This window comes from Alkaliphilus metalliredigens QYMF (assembly GCF_000016985.1).
In the GTDB taxonomy this organism is placed as follows: Bacteria; Bacillota; Clostridia; order Peptostreptococcales; family Natronincolaceae; genus Alkaliphilus_A; species Alkaliphilus_A metalliredigens.
Genome location: NC_009633.1, coordinates 2,199,263 through 2,221,101 on the forward strand (window position 1 = coordinate 2,199,263; position 21,839 = coordinate 2,221,101).

Genomic DNA, 21,839 nt, shown 5'->3' on the forward strand with positions numbered 1-21,839 from the left:
GCAAATGCCGGACCGTTATACGCCATTGTCATTAGGAGTAACTACAAAATATATGGTGATTAATAATATAAAAAGGAGAGGTTATGAAAAAGCTCAAATTATTTATAAGTCTTATTATATTAATAATATTAGTATTTTTATTCCTATTAAAAGGCATTTGGGTTATGAATGATAAATACGATGTTACAAGAAATGATATTCCATGGTGGTATGAGTATAATAATTTTTCAATGAAGGTAAGCCGGGAAGATATTAAAAGAAGTGTTATCGTAGCAGTTGTTGATACTGGAGTATCCAATGAAAATTTTCCTTATTCCAATATTATCGCGGGTTATAATGCCATAGACGGTAGCACTAATACTAAAGATACACATGGACATGGAAAAGTACTAGCTCATCTTATCGCCTCTCCCCAAATAGGGATAAATCCTTATGCTAATATATTACCAGTGAAGGTTAGAAAGAGTATGCTGGATAAACCAGAGATTGTGTCAGAGGGCATTATATGGGCTGTTAACCAAGGTGTAGATATTATAAATTTGAGTATTGGGAAAGAACCTATCAACAATAAATCGTATGAGGGATATCGAGAAGGTGTAGAATATGCTCTGAAAGAAGGAAAATTGTTAATAGCCTCAGCTGGAACTAATGGAAATAAATTATTCTATCCTGCTGCTTTTGAAGGAGTAATTTCAGTAGCTGGTCTAGATAGAAACTTGAACTATAGATCAAATATAGACGTAGAAGATATTGATATATTTGCTGTTGATACAAACGATAAAGTAAGTTCTAGCTTCCCAACAGCAATTGTTTCGGGTGCAGTATCCTTGATAATGGCCTTGGATGAAGACCTATCTCCACAGGAAGCAATGAGGATTATTTTGAAGAAGGCAGATACTATTTATATCAATGGGAAAAGTGCCAAATTGCTTAACCTAGATAGAGCAATAGAATTCATAAAATCAACGGTCTAATAAAATAATAAATCAAATTAGTAACGGCGTATAACATTTAGTGGTGTATCAGATGTTAAGCATAAAAAAATTCCCGTTTAAACGAGAATTCAGTGCTCAATTTCTGATACACCTTGTTGAACGATAGCCGCGGGGGAACCTATGGAGATTCAATCTATTACTTTCTTTACAATTTTCATGTTCAATAGATTTTAACCTTTGCACTTATGGATACCATTTGAATATTTTCAATATATAACCAGAAAGAAATCATAATGCCCCCTCCCCAAAGGAGGATTAAAAAAAAACATGCAGTTAGTAAAAAAATAAGAAGTATCAACCATGGCTAAAACTAGATCATGCTGTGAAAGCATATAACCTTTTTTACAGTGAGGACATAAGTGAATATTAGTTCCCATCATTTTAACAAGGAGCTGAGCAGAGGTTAATAATTCAACAATAGGTTGAACTCTTCCTGTTAAAAGCGTAATCAATTTCTTGCGATTGTTTTCTTCCAACTGTTCATTGACTTGAGCAGTTTCTTTTTTCACAAAATCACCTCCTTTTTTTGCATACAAAAATACCCTTGAAATTAATCAAGAGTCTTGTGGTAAGTATTATATATTAACTTCAACAATTCTGTTTACTATTCTAATCGCATCTTCTTGAGCAGTCTCACCAATTTTTCTAAACAACTTGTCATAACCAACATTATGTAACTTGTGTGTTTTGACATAAGACTTTTTGTCCAAGGCCGCTTGTTTCCACTTGTTGATAGGTTCTTTATACTGGTCGAAGTATGTCGGGGGTCGCTTGGGTGAAGATTTAGTAATTTCAGCGATGGTGTACAATTTAGATTCAGAAAGATGATTAACAAGGAAAACTGGTCTATTTTTAGCAACATGTGGGTTATCATCAAAGGCAATTCGTACTAAATATAAATCTCCAAAATTATCCATTATTTATTGTCATCATCCTCATTTTGATACCATTGAACATGTTCGGGATTTTTTTTGCTCAAACTAATTATTCCATTTTTTCCGCCAAGAATCTTTGTTTTACTCGAAATTTTGTCTAAACACTCTTGTAGACTTAGACAGTCCTCTCTTAATGCTTCCATATTATCATCCCCCTTGATCGTTTCATCTTTTGTATGTGAATCTAAATTGTTTATATTGTTCTTATTCACATTATATCACTCCCGATCCGCTTAAATCAATTATAAGTAAACTTTTTTCCAAATTTATACAATATATTATTGATAATAAATGAATATGTTTAATCATGATGACATATAATTACATATTTTGTAGAATTTACTGTATGAACATGGTAAAATAAAGAAAACAGGACAGTGGAGGTAAAAATTTTCAACTATGTGGGACATCGGCTAACAATGTATTACCATTCGCTACGCACATTCACTCTGATTAGGGTAGGTTCTATGGGTGAGTGAACGTTGGTAATACTGGGACGTTACCCGACTCAGAAAAAAGTTTTTCTTGTATGTTAACAGGAATTTCAATAAATTTTTGATTTCAATCGCTAAGAGATACTTATAGCTATTTATTAGAATGAGCATATATTAAGTATTAATAAAAGTATATTTCAAATAGATTAAGTGTTGAAAAGGAGTTATGACTATGAAAGTTTGTCCAGAGTGTTATAGTGATAATGTTGAGAGAACGTCGTCTATAGGCGCACGTTTGTTTATTTGTATTTTTCTATTATTTATTCCCTTCGGCATATTTATTTGTTGGATTCCATTTGTGTTTCCTCATAGATTTATATGTAAAGTTTGTGGTAAAGATGACAAAGAAGAGATGATGGTTGCTATAGACTGGCGTGAGAGTGAGATTTTGTTGGAAAATCAAAAGACATTAGAGAATAACTTAAGACCTAAATTTGACAGGTGGTTCAATTTTGAAGATAGCCTTTATAAGATTGTTAAAGCCAGAGGATATCTCTTATTGTTGAAAGTAACAAAAAACAATATAGAAACATTACTTATTAAGGAGTATTCATCGGATACAAATATAATAAAAACAACAAGTAGCTTAAGTAATAAATTTAAAGCACTTAAAACTAATAGTGCTGCAAATAACTCTATGAATAATAGTGGATATAATTCTTCTATCTATGATTCTATAATAAATAAAATGATTCTTACACCTATTGGCAATGAGCTGATTACTGAAGAAGAGTTTGATTCGTTTAAAAAAGGGATAGATAACTTATTCCATTTCTTAGAAAGTAATCAATTACTGATAGAACCAATAGAAGTTTCTATAAATCAGCGTACTTGAATTTAATAGAATTATTAGGCATAAATGAGAAAAATTACTTAAGTAGCATAATTCAGTTCAAAACAATAGAATGTATACTATTTGAGTAATATCTGACATCGACTAACAATACATTTGCATAAAGGTGCTGATAGGCATGCGGCAAAGGAAAGGTCAGTGGATCGTATCCCTTCACTGGGAATCAAGCTCCACCAGGAAGAATGTCAAGTGAGTCAGGTAAACGGCGTGTCTACCGTGACTGTGACATCTCTAAGTAAAAAATATTGCCTTCGAATTGATGTTGGAATAGTAGGTTGAATTTTAAATAAGGATGTGAATACTATGAACGAAAAATCGTGGTTGAAGTACTTATTTATAATTCTATCAATAATTATTATGGTATATTGGGGACATCATGTTTTTGTAAGTATCAGAAAAAATACTATGGAAACTTTTGATTATAACATTTATTTGCAAAATATTATAGCAATGTCTTTTTATGGAATCATAGGCTTATTACTAGGGTTAGAGCATTTAATTAAAGAAATAAAGAAAGAAGGAAAATGGGTAATAAATATTCCCAAAATTGTATTGATGGGTGTTCCAGCATTATATTTTTCACTTTCTATTTTTATATTTTACAATAATTTATTTTTAAATAATATATGGTCTCAACCTATAAGCATTTTATTGACAAAGGGAAATAGTAATTTTATTATTGTCTTCCAGGTGATATTAGGACATACAATTATAACCAGTTTTAATAAGGATAATCATAATAGTGAATCCATTGAGAAATAGTATTTGTTATGATTTAAACTCTACAGATTTAGAATTAAAAACACACTCCCACAAGGGGGCTGGGGAGTGCGTGTCTAGGGAAAGGGCAGAGCACCACATCGACTCACTGGGTGCAAGCACCGCCAAAGAAGTGATGCTCTGGGGTCCAGTTCAACAGAGACTTAGCAGACATTGGAGGGAAGGTTTTATGGAAAGTCCGACGTCGCTAAGTCTCAGAACGCTATATAACATCGGATATTCTTTAAAAGACTAATTAAATAGTAGATTTTGTTGAAAAGGAGATAATTGAATGAAATTTCAAAAGAGACTAAAATTGATATATTTATTTGGAATATCTTTATTTTTCTGTTTTGCTTATCAAACAGATGTTGTATTTGCTAATTCGTCGTGGAGATGGCTGACTTCAAGTCCCAAGGAATTATTACCGGTTGCAATAATTTCCACTTTGGCAATTGAGTATACAGGTATTTTATGTTTTCAGAAGTTAAAAAACATAGAATGGAAGAGAATTAAGGTTCTAGGGATCGTTATTGCTGCCAATTTGGCCTCGTTTATTCTTCCTGCTGTCATGAGAGCATATGAGATGAGAATATTTGCCAGAAATTGGCTAGAGGCATGGAAATATGCGTTCGATAAAGGACCATTTTATATTGTGATGTTTGGATACTTATTCATGACATTAGTTATAGAAATACCAATTATATATGGATATTTAAAAAAGTATACTATGTCAAAAAATCATCTAATAACTTTGATAATAACTTTAAATATTATAACAACGGGAATTGTAGCAGTTCTAGAAAGAATTTTATATAAAGGTCAATGGTGAAAGAGATCATTAATACTGCTTCAAAATAAGTAATAATATGTCAGCGTTACATAACACGAGGATTTGCGGCTCTGGCTAGCTCTTAAAAGAAGTATTATTATAATTTCAAATTATGGGGGATGCAATAATGAAGACAGTTTTATTAGTATATAAGTCGAACTCGGGACTTACAAAAAAATATGCAGAATGGATACAAGAAGAACTAAATTGTACTACGATTGAATTAAAAGATGCACATATTTCTGAGATCACTAAATATGACATAATAATATTTGGAGGTGGTATGCACGCCAACAAGATTAATGGTATTAAATTCATAAAAAACAACCTTGAACGATTTAGAAATAATCATTTAATTATTTTTGCCACAGGAGCAACTCCCGCTTCTGCTGTTGAAGAGGTCAAAAAATTCGAACAAGCAAATATTCCGTGTGGACATAGTATACCTTTTTTCTATTTTCAGAGTGGCATGAATTATAAAGATATGAGGATTATTGATAAGATTATAATGAACTGCTTTAATTTTGTATTAAGATTAAAGAAGGATAAGAATTCAGTTGAACAAGGAACAATGGAAGCAATTAGTAACTCATATGATAATTCAAATCAAATAGTCATAAAACCATTGATTCACTACGTCAGACAGTTATCAGAATAATTATTCATTTAAATTTGTAGAATAGTGTCTAGTAAAATTATTTCTATTACTTTATGTAGGAGGTACAAGCATGTGTGGACGTTTATGTAAAGCCTAAGTATAAATAAATGGAGGATGGAAAATTGAGCAATTACTTGATTAGAGAAATGAAACCAGATGAAGTGGGTATTCTTAAAGATATGCTATATGAAGCCATTTTTCAAACAGACGAAAAGAATCTTTTGCCGCGAGATGTTATTGAACAGCCAGAATTAAGTATATATATTAACAATTGGGGAAAGTCAGATGATTTATGCTTAGTTGTAGAGATAGATGGTAAAATTGTTGGTGCAGTGTGGACAAGAATATTAGCTGGAGAAATCAAAGGATTTGGAAACATAGACCGCGAGACACCCGAATTTGCTATTTCTTTGTATAAGGAATACAGAAATCAAGGTATTGGAACGGATATAATGAAACAAATGATATATCATTTAAAGACTCGAGGTTATAAACAGACTTCGTTGGCTGTGCAAAAAGAAAATTATGCAGTTAAAATGTATCAGAATATCGGTTTTAAAATAGTCTCAGAGCTTGAAGATGAATATCTAATGGTCTACAATTTGAGTTAAGAGAATATATTAAATTTATTGATGGAGGAATATTGTAATGGTTAAAATTGAGCACTTATCAAATTACAAAGAACATATTGATACGATTTCCAAGTGGCTGTGCAAAGAATGGGGAACTAGTGATAATATCGAATTTTTCAAGAGTATATTGAATCACAGTTTAATTAAGACAAACTTACCCCAAACCTTTATAGCATTAGATGATGGAAAACCAGTAGGAACCATTGGGTTATGGAGATGTGATATGGTTAGTAGACAAGATTTATTTCCTTGGTTATCAGCATTATATGTTATACCTGCTTATAGAAGTAAAGGCATAGGAAAACAATTACAATCTTATTTGCTAAGTTATACAAAGCGTATTGGATATGAAGAAATATACTTATATACAGATTTAGAGAATTATTATGAGAAAATAGGATGGGAATATATAGATAGAGGGATAACTTATTCCGGTGAATATGATAAAATTTACAAAAAAAGCTTAAAGGATTAATTACTAATTAAGCAAAGGCTTACAAGGACTACCTCAAATAACAGAGGTTTAGCAGATAGAGGAAAGAATGTTTTAAGGGAAATTCTGAAATCGCTAAGCCTTAGACCGTTAGTGCGTCAAGCAAAGCTCGGCATCTCTTGCAGGGTGAGAGTCCCTGTCAGGTAATAGGCATGTCTACCGTGACGATGACATTACTTTTCCATGGGATTAAACCTTAGGTCCAGTTTCCCAGTGGGTTTCAAACAACTAAAGTATTATGATATAATTAAGTTATAGATTAGCCATTACAAAGAATGGAGGGTTAAGTCTGAAATAAGTAGTTAGAGTAACCTGAAAAGTAAATGAGCATAGCAAACAAGCCATCGTTTGATGACTTTTTGAAAAAAGCAGATTAAAAACTAGACTGGGACCATAATACGGAATCCCTGACTTTTAGCTAGAAAAATAGCTTGTTCTACCGTGATTTCACGGTTAACTGGAAGAACATCAGATTTTCTATACAAATCGGCGTTGTAGGGCTCTTTCTTTTTAAGAATGTGGTAAATAGCTGTAAGAAGCATTCTTGCAATGGCAATAATAGCCCTTTTATGACCACGACGTTTTTTGATTCTTAAGTAACGGTTACGGATTTCAGGATGCTTTTCGCTTTTTACAACAGCAGTTGCACATTGAACTAAAAGAGGTTTAATGTAACAGCCAGCTCTTGAGATCCTTACTGATTTTCTCTTTCCGGCACTTTCGTTATTCGTAGGTGTAAGCCCTGCCCAAGAACATAGATGCTTAGCTGTCGGGAACACGTCCATATTAACACCTATTTCTGAAACCACAGCAATGGCTGAAAAGATGTTTTTAAAAGACGGAACAGTTAAGATTAAATTAATTTCTTGAGCGTAGGGCTCGGAAAGAGAAAGAATAATTTTTTCAAGATCAGCTTTACGAGATTGAAGATCTTCATAGTGTTGTTTAATCACCTTAAGTTTTGCAGCTTGTTCAGGAAGTTTTTTCTTCATAGAGCCGTGGATAAGGTGCTCCAAGTCGAAACTGGTATCCAAAGGATTTTCTAGAAGTTTCTCAATAATACTCATAGAGCTTTTACCAAAGGTATCAGAAACAACATTGGCAAGTTGAATATTAGATACAGTTAGACAATTTTGAAGGCGATTTTTTTCACTGGACATAAAATTAGTTAACTTAAAGCGATAACGCATAAGGTCACGAAGCTGTCTAATAGCAAGAGGAGGCATAAAGCTTCCAGCTACAAGATCATGCTTAAATAAATCGGCAATCCATTTAGCATCTTTTTTATCAGTTTTTTTCCCACGGATTGCTTTAACATATTTAGGATGAGCTAAAGTGATATTGCAGGAATCTTCAAGTACATTAAAGACAGGAATCCAGTATTTTCCTGTAGATTCCATACAGACATCCTTACAGTTATTTTCACAAAGCCACTGTAACAGCTGTTTCAAACCTTTTGTATAGGTAGAAAAGCGGCGGCGTTTGTAGGTAGTAACTCCTTTCTGGGTTGAAGCAACACAAGCAACAATAAAAGTTTTGTGGACATCAATACCACAACAGATAGGATAAACAATTTTTAAAGCCATAGGGAAAACTCCTTTCAAAGAATTATAGAGATAAACAGCATTGACTGATTGCCTAGCAATAAACGAGTAATGTTTATACAAAGATAAGTCTGCGTGCTCTTTTGGCACACTTATTTGTGCTTGAAAAGGCAATCTACACATATAATTATGCGGTTACTCCAAAATGGAGCAGCCCACTCACCTCCCCGTGATTTGTAGTTAACTGTATATCCCTATGACTTTAGAATAATAAAAAAAGAGCTCAAAGCCAATACATTTCATTAAGTTTTGTGCCTTGAGCGAAGCGAAAGGAATGGTTATAATTATGAAATGGCAAGAAGTAAGAGTGTTATATCCAAATCAGTTCGTTAAATTTCAAGTCATGAAATATCATATTAAAGATGATTTTGAGTATGTTGATGAAATAGCTCTAATTGGCCCTGTGGACGAAGAAAATGCCACTAGAGAACTTTTGGAATCTAAAGAGAATATTCTTGTTTATCATACATCAAAAGAAGAAGTTAAGCTTAAAATTAGGACAAGAATAGGTTTAAGGAGAGCATATTAATATGAAAGTTGAATATAGAGATGAATTGCTTTTTACAACTATTGAAATTGTTTATAAGGGAGAAAAAAAGAAGATTAATAATATTGTTATTGATACTGGTGCCTCACAGACCTTACTTTCTCAGGAATGTGTAGATGATATTGGTATAAAGGTGGGTGCTGATGACGAGTTAGTTGTTTCTTATGGCATTGGTGGAAAAGAACACGCATTTTCGAAAAAAGTAGAAGAGATAAACATAGGGACTTATAAAATAAAGGATTGTAAATTAGACTTTACATCATTTCAGTATGAAGATATAAATGGTCTGTTGGGTTTAGATATACTAGTTAATGGAGGTTACATAGTAGATTTAAAAGATTTTCAATTATATCAAAAAGAGCTTTAAGACGAATAGGAAAAAGCTCTTATATTTTTACAAACTAATGGTAAAATATTGAAGGTATAGCAATATGGGAAGCCGCATTATCTAAGATAAAGGAAATCCTCTTATGTATCATGAAGAAGATCATCCTTTATCTTTGTCTTTGTTCCATTTAATCCGATACACTTCCTCCACTAATGCACCAATTTCTTTGATACTGCTATACTTCACCAAAACCTCAAAGCTAATTAATCCCATGGTATAGCATAATGCAATAAAGAGCTTTAGGGATATGCTAGCAAGTAACTTATCAGAAAAACCATATAATAAAATCGTCACAGCCAAGGAGGAAATCATAATTTTGATAAAGAGGATCTCCTGGATCTTGTTCAAAAAGGTATCCACTAGATCCTTTGATAATGCCCCCAAAAAGCAGAATAGGTAGATAAAGATGAAGAAAATCAACTCAATGAAGAATACTTCCATGGTTATACCTCTTGCTTAGTGGAACAATGAAGTTCACTGTCTTGTTGTCTAGGTTGTAAAAACTTTTGATTATATTGATCCATGGATTGGGATTGGATGCGAGCATTGGAAAATTTATTCTGTATAGTTGCCAGGGGAAATAGTAGTATATGGACCAGCAGAAAAGTCAGGATTAATAGCATCACTTTCTCTAGGTTGAAAGCTTCTTCTAGGCTAGACCCCCTAGCCAGCAGCAGATTACAATAGAGGTAGTAATAAAGGACTGTAGTGGTGACTACCATCAAGAAAATCAGTAGAGATAAAGCCTTAGCAGGTGAAATCTTTACTCTTTTATCTTTCATTTTCATTGAATTGGCACCTCCTTAAGGTATTTGATAAGATGATTGAGTGTAAAGAAGGGACATAGGAAATCCTATGCCCCTCATCATGTTAAAATTGACTAATCGAGGAGAAATCACCTCCTTCATTCTATGGAAATAGAATCCTTGGCTTAGGCAGACACATCGAGTTCAGTTGTTTCTGTCTGAACGATGTAAGCGCTGTCCACAGCCACTAGATTACCTACTGTTGAGAAGATCACATCCTTTGCAACGATTAAATCCATGACAGCCTTCACTTGGGCTGCGTCTAGATCATCCCTAGGAACAGAAACCCTTAGGCTGACAGAGCGATCATCATCGGTCTTAAAGACCATGCGTAAATATTTATTCAAGTACGACACCTCCTCTCCTTCTATAATGAGTCAGTACATGAACAGGGCTTGGCCCAAGTTTCATTACCCTTCGATCAACTCACAACGTTCAGCCATATTGATGTTCTTGATACTGTAAGGGTAAAGGGTTGCCACCATGCCTGCCACTTCGTAGACATCATCTAATGCTGCTTCAACCTTGAAGTTGGCGATGGTTCTTGTCATCAGCTGTTCATTCCCTTCAGGGGTTAGACCTGTGACAAATCGACATGAAGCACTTCTTCTTTCATCCATTTTTACAATTGTCATTTAGTTCACCTCCTCTCATAATGAGAATAAAATTAAAAAATAAAGATAGCTAAAATTTGAAGGTTTTGATAACTTTGTCGGTTTCAGGTATGTCTTCATCATATTCAATGGTGAAGAGTTCTTCTCCCTGGTCATCAGGCTCAACCAGCTCATGGATTGCTTCCTCCTTAGGTGGTGCTTCACCTAAAATAGAAAGCTGCATTAGATCTAATGATACCGATATCTCCTCGTTAGGTCTGAACTTTCTAAGGGATACCAAGTTCTCATCATTTAATTCGATATCACTTAATACAATGGAAATTGATTGGCGCCAAGTATCGGCAGCTACTTTATTGCTGATATCGATTTTTTTAATTTTAGCGATCAGTGATGTATTCGGCACTGATTCACCTCCTTGTAAAAGTTTTTATCCCTGCCAGCGGGACTGACCAGTGGTTCTCACATCCACATGGGTAAAGGTGGCATAAATACCGACTCCAGTGAATCCCAAGGCATCTGCTATTTGAGCAATGGCTTCTGGTGAATAACCAGGCACTTGGATATCTGCAGCCCGACCTAGCAGATGCTGACTATTTAGACTTCCTCCAACTCTTTTGTTATGCTCAGGAGTTCGAAAGCCTGAAGTGACAATGACGGGGCTACCTACCTGATCTCGAAGCTGTTGAAGCTTTTCAATCAACCGATGATCTAACTTGACCAGTTGACTACCTCCAAGACACTGAAATTCTCGGAGTTGAAAGTTTTTATCAATTTGAATTTGATTCATCTGTACTCCTCCTATACTTGGCTTTTTTTACATTATAACCCATGGGTTTGGTGAATTCAGCAAGGTGATCAATTGGGTCAGTGACAAGGGATGGAATCTTTTTTCTTGTTCGAAACTAATTAGTAATTCATAGAAGGGATTGGTAAATTTATGTAGAAGACTTTCAATAAAAGTAGATGGGAATATGGATCTAATGTATGTAATGTGAAGTAAATAAGATACAACACTTCCTATCTATCACCTCGATATCAATACCTATGAGCCAAGAATTCAGTACTATGTAATGATTAAAAAGGATTGGTCTCTTGAGCAAAAGCTGAAGACCCTTTCGGATAAACTATCACGCTACTCATTCGATGGTTTACCTATAGATTTAGTAACAATTGAAAGCTTAGACGATGGAAGAAAAATTGCCGTTATTAATTTGATAGATCCTGAGGAGAGAATCAAGTCAGGACATAGAAGAACATGGGCGGGTAATTATTTTCAAGGTTCTTCAGGGGGGAATGTAACTAGAGATAAGCTACTTAGAACTTTTTTACAGGAGGATTTTAAAGAAGGATGGGTTGATGGTGTGAAATTTCTTTACAATCATGATCCAACCAATCACTTTGAGCGTGTTGGGGAGTTGTTGGGAGCAACATATTTATCTTATGGTAAACCAATGTAAAACAGGATGGGATATAATTTACATAAATATCCAAGTATGTTATAATGAAATAGATAATTAAATTAATATAACCGAAATATCAAGAGTTAGGGTAGAGAGTTAGCTCAATGACCCTATACCAACCTGCTTTCAAAGCAAGGTGGTTCAGCTAACAACGATAAGGAGGTGAAGACCATAGTCTGTGATAAGATATGATCCTTCTTAACCATTGTTAAGGGGGATTTTTTGTTGTTCAAAACTAATTTAGGAGGATGATGAAAATGAAAGATGTAAAGGTAATCACGCTACAAGAGGCCATTAAGGGAATGAATGAAGAGGAATTGGAGCGATTTAAGAAAGAGCGTTATGAGAAGTTTATTAAACCTTTGATGGGATTGAATATGAAAACCACTGATGAAGTGGAAAAAATATCTCAAGGAGAAGCCTCGACAAAATGTGATCAATGATTTTAAGAAAGCAGTAATAACTGCAGTCAATAAGAATAGAGATCGTGACAGCACTGGAGCAATCACTGGCAATATATTAGGAGCTTATTTACGAATAACCGAAATTACACAAGAATGGATTGAAAAAGTAGAGATGAAAGATGAAAACAATCAGTAACAGCTAGAAATTGTTATACACATGAGCCATTAACGGGAACTTTAAGAGCATGGATGGTGAGAAATGTTTAATGTCAGAGTAGGTAAATTATGACTTTCAGAAATAAGAAGCCTTTTTATTTGAAATTTTTGAATCTGACAAAGGGTATGAAAAAAAACTAGAGAATATAGATAATAAGCATAATTATTATGGAAAGGTGAGAAGTTTCCTGACCCAGGCGAAAGAGTATATTAATTTAAAGTAGGTGATTCTCGATGAATGATTTTCAATTAAAGGAAGCTGTTAGAAACTTGAGTATATGGAGGAGAAGAGATGAGAGAGCTCCCCATAAACCATTACTCATTTTACTAGCACTTGGACAGCTTTATGCAAAAAAGACACAGCATCTACCTTATGAAGAAATTAGAGAACCGTTGAAGGATTTATTGATAGAATTTGGTCCAACACGGCAATCATACCATCCAGAACACCCATTTGTTAGGCTTACAAATGACGGTATATGGAATTTAAATGTTCTGGTTAAAAACTCTAATATTAGAGGCAAATGGTTGCTAGATCATAATGTAGTTGGAGGATTTAATGACGAAGTTTATTCACTATTAATGAGTAATAAAACACTTATCAGAGAAGTGGCAGAAATAATATTGAATGATCACTTCCCTCAAACCATGCACGAAGATATACTGGCAACAGTTGGTTTAGATTTTGACGAAATCACCAATAGACATAGGGATCCTAAATTTAGAGAGAAGATACTACGTGCTTATGAATATAAGTGTGCTGTATGTGGATTCAACGTTAGACTGGGGAATAATCTAATTGCAGTAGAAGCGGCACATATCAAATGGCACCAAGCTGGAGGACCAGACAATGAGAATAATGGTATGGCACTATGCGTAATGCATCATAAACTCTTTGACCGAGGGGTGTTCACATTAACCAGTTCACGTAAACTTCTGGTTGCTGAAAGGGCACATGGAACAAATGGATTTGAAGAATGGTTAATGCGTTATCATGGAAAAGAGATAACTGCCCCTATCCGACCTGAATATAAACCAGAAGATTCATATGTGAACTGGCATGTAAAAGAAGTGTTTAAGGGGTCTAGCAGGTACCATGCTGGATAATAGATATCTGGTACAGTCTTGCAGCGCACCTAGGAGATAAATAGATACAATAAATTGAAATCAGAGGGCTAGAGAAATCTAGTCCTTTTTACTTGGGTGATTTATGTTCCCTCAAACTAAGGAAGGCAACAGAAGAATGACCTCTGGGGAAAATAAATACGCGAATATATACTGACTCGCGAAAAGAAGGGAGATTTGCGTAATTATGTATAAAATAATAAACTTTATAATCTAAGAAAATAGTCACAAGTAAAGACGAATGTTGGTATTTGATCGTTAGTCTAAGAGCATGTTCTGTTCTGTTATCATTATAGTATCGGTATAATCATTGTAAAAACATGTAAAAATTAGAGGATTAAAAGAAATATTGTAGAATTTTAAAAGATAGAACAAGTAAACATTAGTTTGGTGTTATATTTGCAACTGAAGGAGCGAACAATGGTGAAAATGTATAAGTGACACATTGGATAAAAAGAATAATTTAAAGATACTTGAAAAGAATTAGACATATAAAAATGGAGATAAAATTATGAACATACTTGAACACGAATCAAAAATGTAGCAACAGCTGATCTTCTAAGGGGTTTGGAATTGAAGAATATGGATAACCGATAAGGGGTTTAATATCATCTAATTGTCTGATAGATAAACTTATGAATTTTGTAGCTAACAAAATATCTAAAGAGTTTGAATTGGATTTTAAAATTATTACTCAAAATAATGATAATATCTTTTGTTTTGGTGACTACAAGGCTGCAGTATCGATCGAAGAACTTATCTCTTTACAAAATATCTCTTTACAAAAGAAAAGTTGTTATGCTCTCGACAAGCGACTTCTTGAAGATTTAAAGACACTAAATATCCAACTTTAGAATTCATTTAACATTAGGATATTTAAGTCCCATCGAATATAAAATCCATAACCTTAAAAAACTGTTTAACTAAGTGTTGACAATCCATAATTCAAAGTGATGTTTATTGGACTCAAAAAAGTGTATGATAAAGTAAAGGATATCAAGAGTTAAGGATTAAAAATAGTTTGATAAAATTTATTGGTGGACAAATTATATAAATTCACTGATCTAATGCATAGGTGATTAAATCGTTTGAACTTATTGTTGACAATCCAAGTGTACAGATATAACAGGATGGCATAAAGGAGGTAAAAGGGGATATGCACTCTCATAATTATTCAGATTCAATCAGTACTCTAAACTTATCAACAAGATCATATAATACTCTTAGGAGAGAAGGTATACATACCACTAATGATTTACTAAATTGCTCAAAGGATGATATCATAAATTTTCGAAGTGTTGGTGTGAAGAGTTTAGAAGAGATCGTTAATGCGATTGATAGTTTAAACAAATATAAGTTAGAGATGTATTCTGAAAACATGTTGAATAAAAAACGTAATCATAAAACCTTTGTAGGCCATGATGGTTTAAAATACATCGATATTGCAATCGAGAACTTAAATTTAAGTGTTCGTGCATTTAATTGTTTGAAATCAACGAGTGTTGATTATTATTCTCAATTAATTGATGTATTAGATGAAGAGTTAATTGCTATTCCAAACATGGGCAGAAAGACTCTTTTAGAATTAGAGCACATTAAAAAGACAGTTCAACCTACGAAATACGTCGAGGACAATAAGGGGCCACAAACTGATATAGAGGACATAGGGTGTAAAATTTTTGCATCTATAAGTGAAAAAATAAATATTAAGCCTAAAAAGCTCTTTGAAATATTTAAACAAGTATACTCAAATTACATCATTGAAAAGGACGTTACTCTTGATATCAAAGATATCCTAAAAGACAAAATATTTATGAAAACTTTATATGAAAATGAATATATGAAGTCAGTTATTAATGACTATGTGCTTAACATAATTCGGGAGAACAATTATGGTTGTGATGAAAACTATTTGTTTGATAGAATCCCGTATTGCTTTAAGTTTAGAGAAATAATGAATGAATCTTTAAATGATTTGCTTATTAGAAATGACATAGATCTACTTTATGATGATAGATTTGTAGCGATTTATAATAGCTTTGTTATTGGAGCTAAGGATTATCTAAACGATAAAGAATATGATGTTATTTGGCAAAGAATTCAAGGAAAAACTTTAGTGGATGTAGGAAAGACAAAAGATGTTTCTAAACAAAGGATACGTCAAATAGAGGAAAAGGCAATTAAAAAGTTGAATAATGCATCTATAAAATTCAAAGAAGATGTTTATTCAGATATTTTTAATAGATATATTATACTTAAAGAGGATTTTAAGATTGCATTCAATGATGATGAAGCTTATCAATACCTTGTAATTAGATACCATACCACTTCAGAAAAAGACAGGTTATTAAAAAAACCTTTGGAAAATATTTTACACGATAAAGATATTCCAATGTTTTTCAAGAGAGCTTGTGAAAAAGCAATATATAAAAATTATGTTAAGATAGGAAACGAATACATTCCATGTTCGCGAAATAGTATAAGTAAGTATGTTCTCAAGAATTTCGGTTCCAATGATCTAAACTTTGTCGAGTATTCTGATATATATTTTTCAATACTTAAAGACATAGATAAAATTAATGATCCCAAATTAGAAGTAATGGAGCGAGGATATGAAAATAAGTTAGCTGCTAGCAATATAGTACTTTGGAAATATGGGAAAAAATTTAGGTATTACAATATTGATTCATACGATTTTACAGATTTACTAAGTAGATTAAATATTAATCAGTATAAAAATGTAGAATATTCTACACTTAAATTTTTCCGATTATTACCTGAACTTATGAAAGTTTATGATATCCGAGACGAATATGAACTTCACAACCTTTTAAAGAAAATTTGCAGCTCTGATGAATACCCAACTGTTAATTTTAAGCGTATGCCAAACATTGAATTTGGAAATGCAGATAGAGATAATCAAGTATTGGAATTATTAATAACATTAGCACCTATATCAAATAGTGATTTTGCCAAAGAATATGAAAATGAGTATGGAGTTGCAGCTAATACGGTACTAGCTAATTATATGGGCAATTTTGATCAGTATTTTTATAATGGTGTTTATAAAATTGATTTCCCTGCATTACCTAATATAATTGCACAAAGATTAAAGCAAATATTAATAGAAGATTTTTATATGTTATCAACGATAAGAGAAATATATCAAAAAGAATTTCCACAAGCCGACAAAAAACTTTTGAATCCGTTTTCATTAAAAAGCATTGGATTTAAAGTGTATTCAAATTATGCTGTAAGCGACATCTATAGTTCAGCATCAGAATACTTTAATATGTTGTTTACGAAAACTGATATTACAGATTTAGTAAGAATTGCATCTAGTGTTAAAGAGATAATATCTTACACATCACAACTGTATAAGCTAAAGTCAGATTACGAAATAATTGAATTTATGCCAAACAAGATTATTCATTTTAGAAAATTGAAAGAATTTGGCATTACTAAAGAAATGTTAAACGAATATCGTAATGATGTTCTTAACTTTGTAGGAGATGGAAAGTATTTCACATTGTTTTCATTAAGAAATGAAGGCTTTACTCATGAATTAGATGATCTTGGTTTTGACGATTGGTTCTATACTTCAATTCTGATTGAAGATAAGTCTAATATTTCGTATCAAAGAATTGGTGGTAATAAAGTAATGCTTAGTGGAAATTTTAATATACGATTTGAAGAGTTTTTAGAATATATAGTATTTAGTCAGGAATCGTTATCTATTGATATACATGATTTATCTGATATCTTCAAGCAACAATACAATGTAAACGTTAATACAAGAAAATTGATTGATATCGTTAGATACAGCTCTCTGTACTATGATGCAATCTCAGAAAAGATTTTTGCAGACTACGATACTTATTATGAGGTGGTATAATTATGAATTTATTAAGAGAAGGATTAGAACAAAAGGTTGTAATACCAAATGAAACAGATAAGAGACTTGTTATTGACAACATTTCTAAGAATTATCCTGTTTATAAAATTAAATTAGAAAAATTACATTATAATGATCAGAATGATCGTATTGCAACTTGGATGGCACAATATAAGATTGAGAATAATATTGACAAGTTAGATCCATCTGATAGAGCTAATTATAATAATATTATTCATGAATTTATTACAGAGAGTAATAGAGACGCTATAAAGAAAACTCAAGCAAATATAAAGATAGTGGGACAACAGGAACCGGGAGTAGTTCTTTCGGACGGTAGAATTATTGATGGAAATAGAAGATTTACTTGTTTAAGAAATATTCAAAAAGAAACTGGAAAAACCCAGTATTTTGAAGCTGTAATTATAGATCATAGTATCGAAAATAATGCAAAACAAATCAAAATGCTAGAGCTAATGTTGCAACATGGGGTAGATGAAAAAGTAGGATATAACCCAATTGATAGACTTGTAGGAATTTATACTGATATTATAGAAACTAAATTACTTTCAGTAAAAGAATATGCTGATAGCGTTAATCTAAGTGAGTCTGACATTCAATTGGAAGTAGATAAAGCTAAGCTTATGGTCGATTTCTTAGAGTTTATTAACGCACCTAAACAATTTCACTTAGCTCGCCACTTTAATCTTGCAGACCCATTGAAAGAATTGTATTTAATGTTGAAAAAGGTTAAGGATGATGATAAAAAAGAAGACTTAAAAAATGCGGTCTTTGCTCAATTCTTGACGCAACCGTTTGGTGATACAACTAGACATGTTAGAAAGATTAAAAAAATTGCTTCAAGCAGCAAATTTTTAAGCGAATTTTTAGAAGAACAGATGGAGATTGTTGAAAAAGTTTGTGACGAACTTGAAAAATATCCTACAGTATCAAATAAAGAAATAAATATAATTAGATCGAATGAAAAGATAAAAAGCGACTTCTTGCATTCTACGGAAAAATATGTAAATAAAGTGGATGGTGACACTATACGAAATCAACCAATAAAGCAAGCAGAAAAATCTTTCGATTCTCTCGATTTAATTGATATCAAAATTATTAAGAAATTAAATCAAGAACAAAAAGATGAAATTCGTGAAAAACTAGATGTGATTGATCAAATCGTACTAGACATTAGGAGAGAATTAGATGTTTAGTGAATTAAATCTGCGTTCAACTTATTCAACTTATGAAAATGATATTGGAGCTGAGTTTTATGTACCAGTCTTGAGCAAATGTACGCACTATGATAGAGCATCTGCTTATTTTTCCGCAAAAGCCTTAGCAAATTATGCTAAAGGACTTGAGTTGTTTGCAAGCAACGGGCATAAATTTAGACTTATTGTATCTTCTGAAATTGGAGAAGATGATTATAATGAAATAATTCATGGATATCAATTAAGAGAAAAACTAAAAAATGATATGTTAGGTAGGTTGAATGAGCAGTTGTCAGCTGAAGAAGAAGCTAATATTTCAAATTTAGCGTATTTAATATCAATAGGTACAATTGATATTAAAATGGCTTTTACTAAAAAAGGAATTTTTCATGATAAGTTCGGAATCATGAAAGATTTTGCTGGGAATATTATATGTTTCAGAGGATCAAATAATGAAACTGATGCCGCGTTTCATGCAAATTATGAAGCGTTCGATATCACATGCAGTTGGTTAGCTTCCGCATTTGATTATTCTAAAATTACGAAAAGTATTGAATCTTTTAACAATTTATGGGAAAACCGAGCTAACGATGTTTATGTCTGCGATGTAGATGAAGTGGTTTATAAGAGAATTTTAGAATTTAGTAAAGGAGAGATTATTTTCGAACCTGTATTGCTAAAGGAGAATTGTTTGATACTAGATCATAAAAATAATTACTTGGAGTTAAATATCAAGATTGATCCTTCGATTATATGGAATAATCAGATATATAAATTAAGATTAAAAAGATATATTGATTCAGAGTTAAGCAAACACGGAAGAATTGTTTTCAAGAAACAGCTTACTTATCCCATCTACAAAAAAATTATCAATATTTTACAAGTTGATGCTCAAAAAAGAGGATATGCTTTTTATGTAACAAATAGACTACATACTTATATTAAAGATCGTGAACTGAATATAAAAGAGCGGGCAAATGTCGGACTAGCAATAAAGCAACAGGCACCTGATATATGCGAAAGATTTAACAAATACAAGAACATTGTTGATAATGAAATGGTAAGAAAACTTAGAGAAAAACAAGTATGGGATTCGTTTTATATGTGTATCATGAGAAAAGCTGCGAATTTTTCAGTACCTGGATCAGGAAAAACATCTTCTGTTTTGGGGGTTTATGCTTATTTAAATCAGCAAAAATTGGTAGACAAAATTATTATGGTTGGTCCAAAAAATTCTTTTGGATCATGGGTTGATGAATTCAGCCTTTGTTTTGAATCTAGGAAACATTTAAAACTTTTTAATGTCCAAGAATATAAGTTATTAGAACAAAAAAAAAATGCACTATTATATGATACAAAAGATAAAAATTTACTTCTCTTTAACTATGAAAGTCTAAACTCAATAATGGGTGAAATTAAACGAATTGTTGATAAAAGAACATTGCTAGTATTTGATGAAGTCCATAAAGTAAAAGCAATTGACGGATTAAGAGCAGAGCATGCATTAGAAATATCAAAATTGTCTTATTATACAATTGCAATGACGGGTACTCCTATACCTAATTCATATGCGGACATAAAAAACTTATTGGAAATATTGTATCATGATGAGTACGATGAGTATTTTGGTTTTTCAGAGGAACAATTAAAGAATCCAACTGATGTTGATATTGTTGAAATTAATAATAGGATTCAACCTTTTTTTTGTCGAACAACAAAAGGACAATTAGCTGTGCCAAATGCCAATGATGATATCATAATCACCACTGTAGCTAGTGAATATGAGAATAGAATATTTCACATTTTATTATTAAAATATGCGAAGAATAAACTAACATTAATTATCAGGTTATTACAATTAGAATCAAATCCCCAAATGTTATTAAGATCATTAGAGGATAATGGAGAAGATTATTCAGATATTCTTGATACGTATGGCGATATTGATGATATTGATTTTAAAGATTATTCTTCTGAAATAGTTACACTAATTAATTCAATAGAAAAAACTCGGAAATTTAATGCTTGCATTGAACAGACTTTAAAACTTAATTTTCAAAATGAACCGGTTATAATTTGGTGTATTTTTATTGACTCAATACTCAAGTTATCATCAGAACTTCAATCAAAAGGACTTAGAGTTGGGAGTATTTATGGTTCAATTGAACCTAAAGAGAGAGAGTTGATTTTAAAATTATTTAAGGAAAAAAAACTTGACGTATTGATTACGAATCCGCATACACTTGCAGAATCTGTATCATTACACTCTGCTTGCCATAATGCTATATACTATGAATATAGTTATAATCTTGTTCATTTATTGCAATCAAAAGATAGAATTCATCGACTTGGATTGCCAGATAATCAGTATACACAATATTATTATTTGCAGAACGAGTTTCTAACCAGAGATAATGAAGTATTCTCTTTAGATAAAAAAATTTATGAACGATTACATGAAAAAGAAAGAATTATGTTACAGGCGATTGAAAATAACAAGTTAGAACAGTTAAATTCAGTTGAAGAAGATATTGAACTGATTTTCAAAGATTTAAATGTTTGATATCATTATAGCAATTTCAAACAATTATTTGGTTATGTGTTTAATTAAGTATTAATTATTTAATTGCGTTGAATAAAGCTTTCAAATATGGCACAATTATTTGGAAGTTTTATTGCCCACAAATCTTACTTGTCATAAAGTTATAGAAGGATAAAAGTTTTTGATAAATATCCTTATATGGTTTGAAAAGCAAGAAAGAAAAGTCAAACAGAAATGTATCATATTATGCTGAGAAGTATATTAGAAAAATTAAGTAATACTTATGGCAAACAACGTCCCCTTGGTTAATTTGGTGATAGGCTACCCCAGATCTAAGTCTTTAAAGACCTGGATCTGGGGTAGTAGTCTA

Annotated in this window: 27 protein-coding genes; 17 read left to right on the plus strand and 10 right to left on the minus strand. The window is 32.2% G+C overall.

Annotated features, from left to right (window positions below; translation table 11 throughout):
- Positions 1-83: 83 nt before the first annotated feature.
- Entirely contained in the window at positions 84-974 is an 891-nt protein-coding gene (locus AMET_RS10475; protein ID WP_012063258.1) for a S8 family peptidase, read from the plus strand.
- 227 nt (positions 975-1,201) lie between these two features.
- Here AMET_RS10475 and AMET_RS10480 read toward each other — a convergent pair whose 3' ends face one another.
- From AMET_RS10480 to AMET_RS10490, 3 genes are all read right to left on the minus strand, one after another.
- Positions 1,202-1,504: a hypothetical protein gene (locus AMET_RS10480; RefSeq protein ID WP_041720638.1), complete on the minus strand. Its 303-nt coding sequence runs from the start codon at positions 1,502-1,504 to the stop codon at positions 1,202-1,204.
- 66 nt (positions 1,505-1,570) lie between these two features.
- Positions 1,571-1,912: a type II toxin-antitoxin system PemK/MazF family toxin gene (locus tag AMET_RS10485; RefSeq protein ID WP_012063260.1), complete on the minus strand. Its 342-nt coding sequence runs from the start codon at positions 1,910-1,912 to the stop codon at positions 1,571-1,573.
- Positions 1,912-2,142: a hypothetical protein gene (locus AMET_RS10490; RefSeq protein ID WP_041720640.1), complete on the minus strand. Its 231-nt coding sequence runs from the start codon at positions 2,140-2,142 to the stop codon at positions 1,912-1,914. The genes AMET_RS10485 and AMET_RS10490 overlap by 1 nt, the downstream gene beginning before the upstream one ends.
- A gap of 454 nt (positions 2,143-2,596) precedes the next feature.
- Between AMET_RS10490 and AMET_RS10495 the strand changes: the two genes are divergently transcribed.
- From AMET_RS10495 to AMET_RS10525, 6 genes are all read left to right on the plus strand, one after another.
- Positions 2,597-3,259, plus strand: a complete 663-nt coding sequence (locus AMET_RS10495) for a hypothetical protein (RefSeq protein ID WP_012063261.1) — start codon at positions 2,597-2,599, stop codon at positions 3,257-3,259.
- Between the two features lie 321 nt (positions 3,260-3,580).
- Positions 3,581-4,039, plus strand: a complete 459-nt coding sequence (locus AMET_RS24330) for a hypothetical protein (RefSeq protein ID WP_049765246.1) — start codon at positions 3,581-3,583, stop codon at positions 4,037-4,039.
- 289 nt (positions 4,040-4,328) lie between these two features.
- Complete coding sequence (locus AMET_RS10510; RefSeq protein WP_012063264.1) at positions 4,329-4,868, plus strand: hypothetical protein; 540 nt, start codon at positions 4,329-4,331, stop codon at positions 4,866-4,868.
- Positions 4,869-4,995: 127 nt separating this feature from the next.
- Entirely contained in the window at positions 4,996-5,526 is a 531-nt protein-coding gene (locus AMET_RS10515; protein WP_012063265.1) for a flavodoxin domain-containing protein, read from the plus strand.
- A gap of 122 nt (positions 5,527-5,648) precedes the next feature.
- Positions 5,649-6,137, plus strand: coding sequence for a GNAT family N-acetyltransferase (locus tag AMET_RS10520; protein WP_012063266.1), 489 nt, complete (start codon positions 5,649-5,651; stop codon positions 6,135-6,137).
- A gap of 37 nt (positions 6,138-6,174) precedes the next feature.
- Positions 6,175-6,633 carry a GNAT family N-acetyltransferase gene (locus tag AMET_RS10525; protein WP_012063267.1) on the plus strand — a complete coding sequence of 153 codons (459 nt, stop codon included), beginning with the start codon at positions 6,175-6,177 and terminating at the stop codon, positions 6,631-6,633.
- A gap of 398 nt (positions 6,634-7,031) precedes the next feature.
- Here the strand turns inward: AMET_RS10525 and AMET_RS10530 are convergent, their stop codons facing one another.
- Positions 7,032-8,237: an IS110 family RNA-guided transposase gene (locus AMET_RS10530; RefSeq protein ID WP_012063268.1), complete on the minus strand. Its 1,206-nt coding sequence runs from the start codon at positions 8,235-8,237 to the stop codon at positions 7,032-7,034.
- 304 nt (positions 8,238-8,541) lie between these two features.
- Here AMET_RS10530 and AMET_RS10535 point away from each other — a divergent pair, with 304 nt between their 5' ends.
- Both AMET_RS10535 and AMET_RS10540 read left to right on the plus strand, forming a co-directional pair.
- The gene (locus AMET_RS10535; protein WP_012063269.1) at positions 8,542-8,784 is read left to right on the plus strand and encodes a hypothetical protein; all 243 of its coding nucleotides are present in this window, start codon (positions 8,542-8,544) and stop codon (positions 8,782-8,784) included.
- A gap of 1 nt (position 8,785) precedes the next feature.
- A complete protein-coding gene (locus AMET_RS10540) occupies positions 8,786-9,169 on the plus strand; it encodes a retropepsin-like aspartic protease (RefSeq protein ID WP_012063270.1) in 384 nt (127 codons plus the stop codon).
- A gap of 120 nt (positions 9,170-9,289) precedes the next feature.
- On the opposite strand, the gene AMET_RS10545 is transcribed toward AMET_RS10540, so the two are convergent.
- The 6 genes from AMET_RS10545 to AMET_RS10570 form a co-directional block, all read right to left on the minus strand.
- Positions 9,290-9,631 carry a hypothetical protein gene (locus tag AMET_RS10545; protein WP_012063271.1) on the minus strand — a complete coding sequence of 114 codons (342 nt, stop codon included), beginning with the start codon at positions 9,629-9,631 and terminating at the stop codon, positions 9,290-9,292.
- Positions 9,632-9,633: 2 nt separating this feature from the next.
- Positions 9,634-9,978 (minus strand): hypothetical protein, encoded by a 345-nt coding sequence (locus tag AMET_RS10550; RefSeq protein WP_041720646.1) that lies wholly within the window; start codon positions 9,976-9,978, stop codon positions 9,634-9,636.
- Positions 9,979-10,121: 143 nt separating this feature from the next.
- Positions 10,122-10,352 (minus strand): DUF2922 domain-containing protein, encoded by a 231-nt coding sequence (locus AMET_RS10555; protein WP_012063272.1) that lies wholly within the window; start codon positions 10,350-10,352, stop codon positions 10,122-10,124.
- A gap of 54 nt (positions 10,353-10,406) precedes the next feature.
- Positions 10,407-10,631, minus strand: coding sequence for a DUF1659 domain-containing protein (locus AMET_RS10560; RefSeq protein ID WP_012063273.1), 225 nt, complete (start codon positions 10,629-10,631; stop codon positions 10,407-10,409).
- A 49-nt stretch (positions 10,632-10,680) separates the two neighbouring features.
- The gene (locus AMET_RS10565) at positions 10,681-11,013 is read right to left on the minus strand and encodes a hypothetical protein (RefSeq protein ID WP_012063274.1); all 333 of its coding nucleotides are present in this window, start codon (positions 11,011-11,013) and stop codon (positions 10,681-10,683) included.
- Positions 11,014-11,037: 24 nt separating this feature from the next.
- A complete protein-coding gene (locus AMET_RS10570; RefSeq protein WP_012063275.1) occupies positions 11,038-11,397 on the minus strand; it encodes a YcbK family protein in 360 nt (119 codons plus the stop codon).
- Between the two features lie 283 nt (positions 11,398-11,680).
- Between AMET_RS10570 and AMET_RS10575 the strand changes: the two genes are divergently transcribed.
- The 8 genes from AMET_RS10575 to AMET_RS10605 all read left to right on the plus strand — a co-directional run bounded on the left by AMET_RS10575 (position 11,681) and on the right by AMET_RS10605 (position 21,490).
- On the plus strand, positions 11,681-12,067 hold the full coding sequence (locus tag AMET_RS10575; RefSeq protein WP_012063276.1) for a hypothetical protein: 387 nt from the start codon (positions 11,681-11,683) through the stop codon (positions 12,065-12,067).
- Between the two features lie 260 nt (positions 12,068-12,327).
- The gene (locus AMET_RS10580) at positions 12,328-12,513 is read left to right on the plus strand and encodes a hypothetical protein (RefSeq protein ID WP_012063277.1); all 186 of its coding nucleotides are present in this window, start codon (positions 12,328-12,330) and stop codon (positions 12,511-12,513) included.
- The gene (locus AMET_RS24335) at positions 12,461-12,670 is read left to right on the plus strand and encodes an ADP-ribosylglycohydrolase family protein (RefSeq protein WP_083760957.1); all 210 of its coding nucleotides are present in this window, start codon (positions 12,461-12,463) and stop codon (positions 12,668-12,670) included. Before AMET_RS10580 ends, AMET_RS24335 begins: the two co-directional genes overlap by 53 nt.
- Before the next feature lie 254 nt (positions 12,671-12,924).
- On the plus strand, positions 12,925-13,797 hold the full coding sequence (locus AMET_RS10585; protein ID WP_012063279.1) for a phosphorothioated DNA-binding restriction endonuclease: 873 nt from the start codon (positions 12,925-12,927) through the stop codon (positions 13,795-13,797).
- A 653-nt stretch (positions 13,798-14,450) separates the two neighbouring features.
- Positions 14,451-14,669 (plus strand): hypothetical protein, encoded by a 219-nt coding sequence (locus AMET_RS10590; protein WP_041720651.1) that lies wholly within the window; start codon positions 14,451-14,453, stop codon positions 14,667-14,669.
- A 302-nt stretch (positions 14,670-14,971) separates the two neighbouring features.
- A complete protein-coding gene (locus tag AMET_RS10595) occupies positions 14,972-17,710 on the plus strand; it encodes a DNA-directed RNA polymerase subunit alpha C-terminal domain-containing protein (protein ID WP_012063280.1) in 2,739 nt (912 codons plus the stop codon).
- Positions 17,711-17,712: 2 nt separating this feature from the next.
- Complete coding sequence (locus AMET_RS10600; RefSeq protein WP_012063281.1) at positions 17,713-18,927, plus strand: ParB N-terminal domain-containing protein; 1,215 nt, start codon at positions 17,713-17,715, stop codon at positions 18,925-18,927.
- Positions 18,920-21,490, plus strand: coding sequence for an SNF2-related protein (locus AMET_RS10605; protein WP_012063282.1), 2,571 nt, complete (start codon positions 18,920-18,922; stop codon positions 21,488-21,490). The genes AMET_RS10600 and AMET_RS10605 overlap by 8 nt, the downstream gene beginning before the upstream one ends.
- The last annotated feature ends 349 nt before the right edge of the window (positions 21,491-21,839 follow it).

Bases quoted from the DNA above. Each gene is read 5' to 3' on its own strand.
- AMET_RS10600 (WP_012063281.1), top strand. From the start codon at position 17,713: ATGAATTTATTAAGAGAAGGATTAGAACAAAAGGTTGTAATACCAAAT.
- AMET_RS24330 (WP_049765246.1), top strand. From the start codon at position 3,581: ATGAACGAAAAATCGTGGTTGAAGTACTTATTTATAATTCTATCAATA.
- AMET_RS10485 (WP_012063260.1), bottom strand. From the start codon at position 1,912: ATGGATAATTTTGGAGATTTATATTTAGTACGAATTGCCTTTGATGAT.
- AMET_RS10510 (WP_012063264.1), top strand. From the start codon at position 4,329: ATGAAATTTCAAAAGAGACTAAAATTGATATATTTATTTGGAATATCT.
- AMET_RS10535 (WP_012063269.1), top strand. From the start codon at position 8,542: ATGAAATGGCAAGAAGTAAGAGTGTTATATCCAAATCAGTTCGTTAAA.
- AMET_RS10545 (WP_012063271.1), bottom strand. From the start codon at position 9,631: ATGGAAGTATTCTTCATTGAGTTGATTTTCTTCATCTTTATCTACCTA.
- AMET_RS10575 (WP_012063276.1), top strand. From the start codon at position 11,681: ATGATTAAAAAGGATTGGTCTCTTGAGCAAAAGCTGAAGACCCTTTCG.
- AMET_RS10540 (WP_012063270.1), top strand. From the start codon at position 8,786: ATGAAAGTTGAATATAGAGATGAATTGCTTTTTACAACTATTGAAATT.
- AMET_RS10605 (WP_012063282.1), top strand. From the start codon at position 18,920: ATGTTTAGTGAATTAAATCTGCGTTCAACTTATTCAACTTATGAAAAT.
- AMET_RS10560 (WP_012063273.1), bottom strand. From the start codon at position 10,631: ATGACAATTGTAAAAATGGATGAAAGAAGAAGTGCTTCATGTCGATTT.
- AMET_RS10475 (WP_012063258.1), top strand. From the start codon at position 84: ATGAAAAAGCTCAAATTATTTATAAGTCTTATTATATTAATAATATTA.
- AMET_RS10580 (WP_012063277.1), top strand. From the start codon at position 12,328: ATGAAAGATGTAAAGGTAATCACGCTACAAGAGGCCATTAAGGGAATG.
- AMET_RS10530 (WP_012063268.1), bottom strand. From the start codon at position 8,237: ATGGCTTTAAAAATTGTTTATCCTATCTGTTGTGGTATTGATGTCCAC.
- AMET_RS10570 (WP_012063275.1), bottom strand. From the start codon at position 11,397: ATGAATCAAATTCAAATTGATAAAAACTTTCAACTCCGAGAATTTCAG.
- AMET_RS10595 (WP_012063280.1), top strand. From the start codon at position 14,972: ATGCACTCTCATAATTATTCAGATTCAATCAGTACTCTAAACTTATCA.
- AMET_RS10525 (WP_012063267.1), top strand. From the start codon at position 6,175: ATGGTTAAAATTGAGCACTTATCAAATTACAAAGAACATATTGATACG.
- AMET_RS24335 (WP_083760957.1), top strand. From the start codon at position 12,461: ATGAAGTGGAAAAAATATCTCAAGGAGAAGCCTCGACAAAATGTGATC.
- AMET_RS10495 (WP_012063261.1), top strand. From the start codon at position 2,597: ATGAAAGTTTGTCCAGAGTGTTATAGTGATAATGTTGAGAGAACGTCG.
- AMET_RS10585 (WP_012063279.1), top strand. From the start codon at position 12,925: ATGAATGATTTTCAATTAAAGGAAGCTGTTAGAAACTTGAGTATATGG.
- AMET_RS10515 (WP_012063265.1), top strand. From the start codon at position 4,996: ATGAAGACAGTTTTATTAGTATATAAGTCGAACTCGGGACTTACAAAA.
- AMET_RS10550 (WP_041720646.1), bottom strand. From the start codon at position 9,978: ATGAAAATGAAAGATAAAAGAGTAAAGATTTCACCTGCTAAGGCTTTA.
- AMET_RS10590 (WP_041720651.1), top strand. From the start codon at position 14,451: ATGAATTTTGTAGCTAACAAAATATCTAAAGAGTTTGAATTGGATTTT.